10 protein-coding genes are annotated in these 10,728 nt (G+C 70.1%); 5 read left to right on the top strand and 5 right to left on the bottom strand.

All coding sequences use genetic code 11. The annotated features are described in order from the left end of the window. Positions 1-20: 20 nt before the first annotated feature. Complete coding sequence (locus GH815_RS12080; protein WP_153749027.1) at positions 21-308, bottom strand: hypothetical protein; 288 nt, start codon at positions 306-308, stop codon at positions 21-23. A 2-nt stretch (positions 309-310) separates the two neighbouring features. Then, positions 311-1,186, bottom strand: a complete 876-nt coding sequence (gene dapA / locus GH815_RS12075; RefSeq protein WP_153749026.1) for a 4-hydroxy-tetrahydrodipicolinate synthase — start codon at positions 1,184-1,186, stop codon at positions 311-313. A 174-nt stretch (positions 1,187-1,360) separates the two neighbouring features. On the opposite strand from dapA, the gene GH815_RS12070 reads away from it, so the two are divergent. Further along, on the top strand, positions 1,361-3,286 hold the full coding sequence (locus GH815_RS12070) for a lytic transglycosylase domain-containing protein (RefSeq protein WP_153749025.1): 1,926 nt from the start codon (positions 1,361-1,363) through the stop codon (positions 3,284-3,286). 15 nt (positions 3,287-3,301) lie between these two features. On the opposite strand, the gene GH815_RS12065 is transcribed toward GH815_RS12070, so the two are convergent. Further along, positions 3,302-4,168 carry a DMT family transporter gene (locus GH815_RS12065; protein ID WP_343030825.1) on the bottom strand — a complete coding sequence of 289 codons (867 nt, stop codon included), beginning with the start codon at positions 4,166-4,168 and terminating at the stop codon, positions 3,302-3,304. Further along, positions 4,165-4,842 carry a tRNA (5-methylaminomethyl-2-thiouridine)(34)-methyltransferase MnmD gene (gene mnmD / locus GH815_RS12060; protein ID WP_246176407.1) on the bottom strand — a complete coding sequence of 226 codons (678 nt, stop codon included), beginning with the start codon at positions 4,840-4,842 and terminating at the stop codon, positions 4,165-4,167. Before mnmD ends, GH815_RS12065 begins: the two co-directional genes overlap by 4 nt. Before the next feature lie 56 nt (positions 4,843-4,898). On the opposite strand from mnmD, the gene GH815_RS12055 reads away from it, so the two are divergent. Next, entirely contained in the window at positions 4,899-5,963 is a 1,065-nt protein-coding gene (locus tag GH815_RS12055; RefSeq protein WP_153749023.1) for an NAD(P)/FAD-dependent oxidoreductase, read from the top strand. Here the strand turns inward: GH815_RS12055 and GH815_RS12050 are convergent. Next, positions 5,951-6,190, bottom strand: a complete 240-nt coding sequence (locus GH815_RS12050; RefSeq protein WP_153749022.1) for a GlsB/YeaQ/YmgE family stress response membrane protein — start codon at positions 6,188-6,190, stop codon at positions 5,951-5,953. The genes GH815_RS12055 and GH815_RS12050 overlap by 13 nt on opposite strands. A gap of 135 nt (positions 6,191-6,325) precedes the next feature. Here GH815_RS12050 and GH815_RS12045 point away from each other — a divergent pair, with 135 nt between their 5' ends. From GH815_RS12045 to GH815_RS12035, 3 genes are all read left to right on the top strand, one after another. Beyond that, on the top strand, positions 6,326-8,176 hold the full coding sequence (locus tag GH815_RS12045) for a sensor histidine kinase (RefSeq protein WP_153749021.1): 1,851 nt from the start codon (positions 6,326-6,328) through the stop codon (positions 8,174-8,176). Then, complete coding sequence (locus tag GH815_RS12040) at positions 8,173-9,522, top strand: sigma-54-dependent transcriptional regulator (protein WP_343030824.1); 1,350 nt, start codon at positions 8,173-8,175, stop codon at positions 9,520-9,522. The genes GH815_RS12045 and GH815_RS12040 overlap by 4 nt, the downstream gene beginning before the upstream one ends. A gap of 209 nt (positions 9,523-9,731) precedes the next feature. Continuing rightward, the gene (locus tag GH815_RS12035) at positions 9,732-10,694 is read left to right on the top strand and encodes a TAXI family TRAP transporter solute-binding subunit (RefSeq protein WP_343030823.1); all 963 of its coding nucleotides are present in this window, start codon (positions 9,732-9,734) and stop codon (positions 10,692-10,694) included. The last annotated feature ends 34 nt before the right edge of the window (positions 10,695-10,728 follow it).

The following is a 10,728-nucleotide window of genomic DNA, read 5'->3' as shown; positions in this document are numbered from 1 at the left end:
TCTGGTCTAGCAGCTTGAAACTACAGCGCTTTCAGGCGCACGCAACTTTTCCGGCCGAATTGGACGAATAAGCCGGGGTAAAGCAGGATCACCGGCTGCCCGACCGTCAGCCCCGACAGCGCGGGCGCGAAAAGCGGGTCAAGCTCGACGGTCGCGCCGCGCCCCGTTTCGCGCGCCCGGGGGATGTTCTTCGGGCAGTCCCCGGGCCCCCAGGGGGTGCGGATGCGCCCGATCAGGCGCAGGCGCGGGCCGTCGGGGTCGGGCGCGCCCTCAAGCGCGCCCTCGCCCGGACGCAGCCCGCCCGTCATGGTCAGTTCAGAAGCCCGGCATGGCGCATCGCCGCGTCGATCCGGGCGGCGGTGGCCTCGGTCACGCCCAGAAGCGGCGAGCGGACCTCGTTCTCGCACTTGCCAAGCCGCGACAGCGCGTATTTCGCCCCCGCGACGCCGGGTTCCAGGAATATCGCGACATGCAGCGGCATCAGCCGGTCCTGGATCTCCAGCGCCTTGCCATAATCGCCCGCCAGCGTCGCCGCCTGGAACTCGGCGCAGAGCCGGGGCGCCACATTCGCCGTGACCGAGATGCAGCCCCGCCCGCCATGCGCGTTGAAGCCCAGCGCCGTGGCATCCTCGCCCGACAATTGCAGGAAATCCGGTCCGCAGGTCATCCGCTGCTTCGGCACGCGCGACAGATCGCCGGTGGCATCCTTGACCCCGATGATGCGCGGCAGTTTCGCCAGTTCGCCCATCGTCTCGGGCAGCATGTCGACGGCCGACCGGCCGGGAATGTTGTAGATGATGATCGGCAGCGTGCAGCAGTCGTGCAGCGCGGTGAAATGCGCGATCATGCCCGCCTGGGTCGGCTTGTTGTAATAGGGCGTGACCACCAGCGCGGCGTTCGCGCCCACGCGCTCTGCATGTTGCAGGAAGCGGATCGCCTCGAGCGTGTTGTTCGATCCGGCCCCGGCGATCACCGGCGCGCGGCCATCGACGGCCTGAACCACCGCCTCGATCACCTGTTCATGCTCGGAATGCGACAGCGTCGGGCTTTCGCCGGTGGTGCCGACCGGCACGAATCCATGGCTGCCCTCGTCGAGATGCCATTCGACCAGCCGTTTGAGCGTGTCGAGATCCAGCGCGCCGTTCTTGAACGGCGTCACCAGGGCAGGAAGGGACCCTTTAATCATGACACGCTCCTCTTGTTTTCGTGAATGTCCGTGGTTGGCCTTTGCGGGCGAGTCGTGCCCGGCATGGCGCGGCGGACCCTATAGCGCGACGGAGGGCTTGCCAAGTTTGTGAATTGCAGCTTGAGATCGCGCCGTGACACCTTTCCCCCGAACCCCGAGAAGTCCAGCACCCCGATGCGCCTGACCGCCCTTTGCCTTCTGATCGCCCTTGCCGCCCCGACCGTGACCAGCGCCGCCTCGCCGCTGGCCCGGGCCATGACCGAGGTCCGCGCCGACCGCTGGGAGGCCGCCTGGGCACAGGCCGCACCCGCGGGCCCCGTCGCGCGCGATATCGTCACCTGGCGCTGGCTCAGGGCCGGGCAGGGGGAGTTTGCCGATTACCTCGATTTCATCGCGCGCAATCCCGACTGGCCGGGTCTGGCCCGGCTGCGCGCCGAGGGCGAGGCCAAGATTCCCGCCGATGCCCATCCCGACCGGGTGATCGCCTATTTCCGCGGTGCCGCGCCCACGACCGGCGCGGGCGCGCTGCGGCTGGTGCAGGCGCATGTCGCGCGCGGCGAGATGGCCGAGGCCCGCGCATTGGCGCTGCGCGCCTGGCGCACGCTGCCGCTGTCCGAAGCCGCGCAGGAGGCGCTGCTGGCGCGGTTCCGCGATCATCTGGCCGAACACCATGTCGCGCGGCTGGACGAGATGCTCTGGCAGGGGCATTTCGTCTCGGCCCGGCGGATGCTGCCGCTGGTGCCCGCGGGCTGGCAGGCGCTGGCCGAGGCAAGGATCGCGCTGCGCGAGGATGCGCCCGGGGTCGATACGCTGATCGCGCGGGTGCCCGCGGCGCTGGTCAACGATCCGGGGCTTGCCCATGAACGCTTCGGCTGGCGCCAGCGCAAGGAACGCACTGCCGATGCGATGGCGTTGATCGAGGAGCGCAGCGCCTCGGCCGCGGCGCTGGGAAAGCCCGGGGAATGGGCGGGGGCGCGGCGTGCCTTTGTGCGGCAATTGTTGCGCGAAGGCGATCCGGCGCGCGCCTACCGGATGGCCGCGCGCCATCATCTGGGCGGCGGCGCGGATTTCGCCGATCTGGAATTTCTTGCGGGTTTCATCGCGCTGAGGTTCCTGAACAAGCCCGACGCCGCGCTGGGCCATTTCCGCACCCTTGAAACCGGGGTCGAGTCCCCGATCAGCCTGTCGCGCGCGGGCTACTGGCAGGGCCGCGCGCTCGAGGCGATGGGCCGGCCGCAAGAGGCGAAGGCCGCGTATTCCAAGGCGGGGGCGCACCAGACCACCTATTACGGGCTGCTCGCCGCCGAGCGGGCGGGCCTGGCGATGGACCCGGCGCTGGTCGGCAGCGAGACCTATCCCGACTGGCGCGATGCGCCCTGGGCGAATGGTTCGGTTCTGCGTGCGGCGCTTCTGTTCCACGAGGCGGGCGAGCGCGCGCTGACAGAGATGTTCCTGACCCATCTGGCCGAAACCGCCGGTCCCAAGGGCCAGCGCCAGTTGGCCGGGCTGGCGCTGCGGCTGGGCGAACATCACGTGGCGCTTAGGATCGCCAAGGTGGCGGCGGGGCAGGGCAATGTGATGATGGCGGCCTATTTCCCTGTCACCGATCTGGCGCGGGCACGCCATCCGGTGCCGACCGAACTGGTCAAGGCGATCGCGCGGCGCGAAAGCGAGTTCGACCCGGCTGCCGTCAGCCCGGCCGGGGCGCGCGGGCTGATGCAGGTCATGCCCGGCACCGCCGAGGCGATGGCCGGGCGGCTGGGCATGACCTATTCCAGCCGGGCGCTGACCTCGGATCCGGCCTATAACGCGCGGCTGGGCTCTGCCTATCTGGCCCATCTGGTCGAGACGTTCGGCCCCAACCCGGTGCTGGTCGCGGCGGCCTACAATGCCGGGCCGAACCGCGCCCGGGCCTGGGTCACCGAATATGGTGATCCGCGCTCGGCGGGGGTGGATGTGGTGGACTGGATCGAGCTGATCCCGTTCCGCGAGACGCGCAACTACGTGATGCGGGTCACGGAATCGCTGCCGGTCTACCGCGCGCGGCTGTCGGGCCGGACCGAACCGATCCGGCTGTCGCAGGAGCTGAAGGCGCGCTGACCGGGCGCGGGGCTGTCAGGCGCGCTGGCGTTCGCGCCAGAGCGTGAACAGCCCCGCCGCCACCACGATGGCCGCGCCCAGCACGACATTGGGGGCCAGCGTCTCGTCGAAGACGGTGATGCCCAGCGCGGCGGCAAAGACCAGTTGCAGATAGGCAAAGGGCTGGACCGCGCTGGCCTCGGCCACCTCATAGGCCTTGATCAGCAGGAAATGCGCGCCCGCTCCGGTGACGCAGAGCGCCGCCATGAAGCCCCAGTCGCGTGGGGCCATCGGTTCCCAGAACCAGATACCCACCGCCGTCATCGCGACCGCGCCCATCGTGCCGGTCCAGAAGAAGCTGGTCGCCGCGCTGTCGGTATGCGCGACCAGCCGGGTCAGCAGCCCGTAAAGCGCGAACATGAAGGCCGCGGCCAGCGGGATCAGCGCGGCGGGCGAGAAGACCCGGAAGCCCGGTTGCAGGATCACCAGAACGCCCACGAACCCCACCCCGATGGCCGCCCAGCGCCGCCAACCGACCCGTTCGCCCAGCACCGGCCCCGACAAGGCCGCGACCAGCAGCGGATAGCAGGTAAAGACCGCGTGGCTCTCGACCAGCCCCAGAAGCACGAAGCCCGCCACCATCACGCAGATCTCGGCCGCCAGCAGCAGTCCGCGGAAGGCCTGCACCAGCGGCCGCCGTGTCGCTGCGGCGGCGCGGATGCCGCCGGCCTTGCGCGCGGCGATGGCGATCACGAAGGCGGCGAAGAACCAGTAGCGGATCATCACCACCATCAGCACGTTGTATTCCCCGGCCAGATGGCGCGACAGCCCGTCCTGCATCGCAAAGACAAAGGTCGTCGCGACCATCAGCAGGATCCCGAGGCGGGTGTTCTGCTCGGTCACGCCGGGCGCCTTGCGGCCGTCATGTGGCGCTTGCGGCCAAAGCCCGGGCGGCGGTCCACGGCAAACCCCGCCTCGGCCAGCGCGCGCCGCACCGCGCCTGCCGCGCTGTAGGTCGCCGCCGTGCCCCCCGGTGCGGTATGGGCGGCGACCTCGGTCAGCAATTCGGGCGCCCAAAGCTCGGGGTTCTTCGCGGGCGCAAAGCCGTCGAGAAACCAGGCATCGGCCCGGCCTGCCCAGCGCGGCAGGGTCGCGCGCGCGTCGCCGATCACGATCTCGGCCTCCAGATCGTCGGTGCGGATCGTCCGTGCGCCCTGCGCCCAGGCGCTCAGCAGCGGCCCGGCGACCGCATGGGCCTCGGGGAAGGCCGCCAGCGCGCGGTCAATCTGGGCCGCGCCCATCGGGAATGCCTCGAAACTGGTGAACCTGAGCCGCCCGGCGATCCCGGCCGCCCGCCATGCGATCAGCGCGGCCAGCAGGTTCAGCCCCGTGCCGAAGCCCAGTTCCGCAATGTGAAAGCCGGGCCGGAACCGCGCGGGCAGGTCGTTGCCCGCCAGAAAGACATGGCGCGTCTCGGCCAGCCCGTTGCCCAGCGAGAAATAGGGGTCGTCGAACCGCGCCGAGACCGGCACACCCTCGGCCGTCCACGAGATGTCCGCGTTCTGGTCTTGCTCCATGACTTGCCCTAGACCCCCGGTGATCCGAAGCGCGAGCATGGGGAAGGGCGCGGGCAATGGCAACGGTCGACGTGACGGTGATGGGGGCAGGGGTGTTCGGGCTGGCCTGCGCCTATGCCTGCGCGCAACGTGGCGCCCGTGTGCGGGTCGTGGAATGGTCGCATCCGGGCGCGGGCGCCAGCGGAACGCCGGTGGGGGCGCTGTCGCCCCATGTGCCCGAGGCATGGGACGACAAGAAGGCGTTCCAGTTCGAAAGCCTTGTCATGGCGCCCGCGTTCTGGGCTGGGGTCGAGCAGCTTTCAGGCCGGGCGACGGGCTATGCCCGGCTTGGCCGGTTCCAGCCCATCGCCGATGATGCCGCGCTGGAGCGCGCGCAGGCGCGCGCGGCGCAGGCGCGGGCGCTCTGGCGCGGTCTGGCCGAATGGCGGGTGGTCGCGGCCGAGGCGGCGGGCGCCTTCGCGCCGGTTTCGCCCTCGGGGTTCCTGATCCACGACACGCTGTCGGCTCGGATCGCCCCGCGGGCGGCCTGTGCGGCGCTGGCCGCGGCCATTCAGTCCCTGGGCGGAGAGGTCGCCTGTGGTGCCGAAGGGCCCATCGAGGGGCGGGTGATCTGGGCCACGGGCTATCCGGGCCTTGCGCATCTGTCGGCCGAACTGGGCCATGCCGTCGGCAGCGGGGTCAAGGGGCAGGCGGCGATCCTGGCCCATGACGCGGGCGCGGTGCCGCAGCTTTATGCCGGGGGGCTTCTGATCGTGCCGCACCATGACGGGACGGTGGCGGTCGGCTCGACCACGGAACGCGAGTTCGCCGATCCCTGGTCCACCGATGCGCGGCTCGACGACGTGATCGCGCGGGCGCGCGCGGTCTGCCCGGCGCTGGCACGGGCCGAGGTGATCGAGCGTTGGGCCGGTGTACGCCCCCGCGCGCGCTCCATCGCGCCGATGCTGGGGCCATGGCCCGGGCGGCCGGGGCATTTCGTGGCCAATGGCGGCTTCAAGATCGGCATCGGACTGGCGCCCATGGTCGGCGCGGTCATGGCCGATCTGGTGCTCGGTGGTCGTGCGGACGGCATCCCGCCGGGCTTCGGGGTCGAGGCGAACCTGCCGCCTCAGCGCCGCTGAACGTAAACGCGATAAAGCCAGATCAGCAGCATCGCGCCCAGCACCGCACCGACAAAGCCCGCAGCAAACCCTGTCAGCGCCATCAGCATCCGCAGAACGAACCCGCCCAGAAGCGCGCCGAAGATGCCGATGGCCATGGTTGTCGGAATGTCGGCCTCAAGCCGCATCAGTCGGGTCGCGATGAACCCGGCTGCCGCGCCGATGATGATGAGGAAGACGATGGCCATGGCCCGATCATGCGCGAAGCGGGCGGATTCGCCTAGGATTCGTGTGCGCTGCCGTCGCATGGGCGGGTTTGCCTGCACCGGGGCTGCATGCTAGCGTCGCCCGGTCTTGGACAGCGGAAAGGGACCGGGACCGACATGCCCGAACGGATCGCCGCAGCGACGGCCCGCGGCCAGCGCGCCGCGCTGGGGGCCTTTGCGCTTGCCGGGGTTCTGGTCGTGCTGCTGGCGGGGGTCTTCGTGCATGCCCAGGCGCAGCGCGTCTTTCTGGACGATACTGCGCGGCGGGGCGATACCACGTTGCGGCTGGCGGTCTCGACGCTGGCCGCGCAACTCGACCGGTTCCAGCGGCTGCCCCGGCTGGTCGCGGAACAACCCGTCATCCGGGCGCTGGCGGCCCATCCCGGCGATGCCGCCCGGATCGCGGCCGCCAATCTGACGCTGCGCCATATCGCGGTGACGCTGGGGGCCTCGGACATCTATTTCATGGATCCCGGGGGGATCACGCGCGCGGCGTCGAATTTCGATCAGCCGGCATCCTTCATCGGCGGCAATTTCGCCTTCCGCCCCTATTTCACGCAGGCGCTGGCGGGCGGCGAGGGGCGGTTCTTCGCGCTTGGCACCACATCGGGCAAGCGCGGCTATTATTTCGGCGCGCCGGTGCGGGTGGATGACCGGATCGCGGGGGTGATGGTGGTCAAGATCGACCTTGATGCGATCGAGGATACCTGGCGCGGCGGCGATGACGAGATCGTGGTGACCGATCCCGAGAACATCATCTTCCTGTCCTCGCGGCCCGACTGGCTGTTTCGGCCCTATGTCCAGCCCGATGAGGCGGCGCTGGCCCGAACCCGGGCGACCCGGCGCTATGCAAGCCTTGCGATCACCGGCGAACCGCTGCTGACCGGCCTGCCGGGGCCGGACGGGCTTGCCCCGCTGGCCGATGGCCGCCCGATGCTGGCGCTGGGCGAGCGGATGGAGACAGCAGGTTGGAAGGTGACGGTGCTGCTGGATACCGCGCTGGCCAAGCGGCAGGCGCTGGTGCTGACGCTGGCGGTCATGCTGGCGCTGGGGCTTATGCTGACGCTGGCCGCAGCCCTGTGGGAACGGCGCGCGCGGCTGCGCGAGCGGCTTGCGGTGCAGGCGGCCGTCCGCGCGGAACTGGAACGCCGGGTGGCCGAGCGCACGGCCGAACTGGCCGCCCTGAACGCGCGGCTGGGCGCCGAGGTGGCCGAACGCGCCGCCGCCGAGGCCAGCCTGCGCCAGGCCCAGGCCGATCTGATCCAGGCGGCCAAGCTGGCGGCGCTGGGCCAGATGTCGGCGGCGCTGAGCCACGAGTTCAACCAGCCGCTGGCCGCCGTGCGCAACTATGCCGAGAACCTGCCCGCGCTGGTTGATCGCGGCCGCACCGACGAGGCGCGCGGCAATGCGGTGCGGATCGTGGGGCTGGTCGACCGCATGGCGGCGCTGGGCCGCGACCTGCGCAATTTTGCCCGCACGCCCGAACGCGGCGTGGGCCGGGCCAGCCTGCCCGAGGTGGTGCGCGCCGCGACCGAGGTTGCCGGGCCGCGGCTGCGCGCGGCGGGCGCGGAACTGGCGGTGACGCTCGCCCCGGACCTGCCCGCGGTGGCCGGTGGCCCGCTGCGGCTGGAACAGGTGCTGGTCAATGTCATCACCAATGCCGCGGATGCGGTCGACGGGCGGGCCGACCGCCGCATCGTGCTGACCGCCGAGCCGACAGAGACCGGCGCGCGCATCCGGGTGCGCGATTTCGGCCCCGGCGTGCCCGAGGCGCTGCGCGAACGCATCTTCGATCCGTTCTTCACCACCAAGGGCGTTGGCCGCGGGCTGGGGCTGGGGCTCTCGATTTCCTACAACATCGTCAAGGATTTCGGCGGCGAGCTGACGCTGGTTGATCCCGAAGGCGGCGGCGCCGAGTTCCGCATCGACCTGCGGCATGCCACGGATGAGGGGGTACAGGCCGCGTGACCGGGGCGCGTGTCCTTCTGCTGGATGACGAGCCCGACCTGCGCGCCTCGACCGCGCAGGCGCTGGACCTCGAAGGTTTTGCCGTACAGGATCTGGCCGAGGCGGGCCGGGTTCTGGATCTGGTCAGCTTCGGCTTTCCCGGGGTCGTCGTCACCGATATCCGCATGCCCGGGATGGACGGGCTGACGCTGATGAACCGCATCCACGAGATCGACCGCGACATTCCCGTGATCCTCGTGACCGGCCATGGCGATGTCCAGCTTGCCGTCCGCGCGATGCGCGAGGGGGCCTATGATTTCGTGGAAAAGCCCTTTTCCGCCTCGCAACTGGCCGAGATCGTGGCCCGCGCCGCCGATTACCGGCGGCTGGTGGTCGAAAATCGCGTGCTGCGCGCCGCAGCCGGGCAGGCCGACGATCTGGAGGCCCGGCTGGTCGGCCGCTCGACCGCGATGATCGACCTGCGCCGGCGGATCCGGACCATCGGCCCCTCCGAGGCGGATGTGCTCATCATCGGCGAGACCGGCACCGGCAAGGATCTGGTCGCGCGCGCGCTGCATGACCTGTCGCTGCGCGCGCAACGCCCCTTTGTCGCCATCGACTGCGCCGCGCTGCCGCCCACCCTGATCGAGAGCGAGCTGTTCGGCCATGAGGCGGGCGCCTTTGCCGGGGCGTTGCGGCCGCGGGTGGGCAAGCTGGAACATGCGCGCGGCGGCACGGTTCTGCTGGACGACATCGCCTCGATGCCGATCGAGACGCAAGGCACGCTTCTGCATGTGATCGAGCGGCGCGAGATCACGCGGCTCGGCTCGAACGAGGCGGTGCCGCTCGATCTGCGTTTCATGGCGACCAGTCGGATGGCCCTGGAGGACGAGGTGGCGGCGGGCCGGTTCCGCGCGGATCTGCTCTACCGGCTGAATGTCGTCACGCTGACCGTCCCGCCGCTGGCCGCGCGGCGCGAGGATGTGGCGCCGCTGTTCCTGCGGCTGGTGGCCGAGGCCGCGCAACGCCACCGGGTCGAGCCGCCGCCGCCCCCGCCCGCGCTGGTGGCGGCGGTGGCCGCGCGCGACTGGCCGGGCAATGTGCGCGAACTGAGAAACGCCGCCGACCGCTATGCGCTGGGGCTGGGCATTGCCGAGATGCCGGGCGAGGCCGAGCCGCCCTCGCGGCTGGCCGCCCGCGTCGCGGCGTTTGAAAAGCGCGAGATCGAGGCGGCGCTGGCCGCCCACAAGGGCGCGATCCGGCCGGTCTACGAGGCGCTGGGCCTGTCGCGCAAGACGCTGTGGGAAAAGATGCAGAAGCACGGCATCGACAAGGCCGCCTTTGGCGCGGCCGAGGATGACGAGTAGACCGATGGGGGGAATTCCCCCCATGCAGCGCCGCCCGATGTTACGAAATCCACACATTGCGCTGCCTTCCGGCCCGTTTTCTGCCCGCCGACCCGTGCTGAAAGGTTGCGCATGGCCCGCCCGGTCCTGCTGATGGCGGATGATCCGGCGCGGCGGCTGCCTGCCGTACCGGACATGTCCAACAGGTTCATGGGAGGACCCCAATGTTGATGACCCGTATCGCGGCCCTTGCGGTTGCCGCCACGCTTGCCCTGCCCGCCGCCGCCGAGGATCGCGCGGGCTGGCCGAACAGCCTGACCATCGGCACCGCCAGCCAGGGCGGCACCTATTTCGTCTATGGCAACGGCTTTGCCAGCTTCATCACCGAAAAGCTCGGCGTGAATGCCACCGGCGAAGTGACCGGCGGCCCGGTGCAGAACGTGACGCTGGTGGAAACCGGCGATCACCTGATGGGCCTTGTGACCATGGGCCCGGCCTATGACGCCTGGATGGGCAAGTCGGAACTGGCCCCGGGGCTGGAGCATCGTTCGATCCGCGCGCTGTTCCCGATGTACCAGACGCCGTTCCAGGTCGTGGCGCTGCGGTCTTCGGGCATCACTTCGGTATCCGATCTGGACGGCAAGCGGGTTTCGGTCGGCCCGGCGGGCGGCACGCCCGGCACCTACTGGCCGCTGTTCATGGAAGCGCTGGGCGTCAATGCCCGGATCTCGAATGCCGGGGCGTCCGATGCTGCGGGCCAGCTTCAGGACCGCCTGATCGACGCCTTCGCCTTTGCCGCGGGCGTTCCGATTTCCGCCTTCGCGGAACTGGCCGCCAGCCAGGACGTCGTGATGTTCGGTTTCAACGAGGACGAGATGCCGAAGATCCTCGAGGCCTATCCGGCCATGGCGCCGCTGACCATCGCGGCGGGCACCTATGCGGGCCATGACTACGACCAGCCCACCGTCGCGCTGTGGAACTTTGCCGTCGCGCATGCGGACATGCCCGAGAGCCTGGCCTACGAGATCACCAAGCTCGCGATGGAGAACCACGACCGCATGCTGCAAATCCATGCCGCGGCCAGCGAAACGCTGCTCGAGAACTGGGACAAGAACACCTTCATGCCGTTCCATCCCGGGGCCGTGCGCTATTTCGAGGAAGCGGGGATCGAGATTCCCGACCATCTGAAGTAAGCTGATCCGGGTCTGCGCCCGTCCTGCATGGGCG

This window comes from Rhodovulum strictum, from assembly GCF_009649175.1.
Taxonomy (GTDB): Bacteria; Pseudomonadota; Alphaproteobacteria; order Rhodobacterales; family Rhodobacteraceae; genus Rhodovulum; species Rhodovulum strictum.
This window is presented reverse-complemented; position numbering and strand designations above follow the sequence as displayed.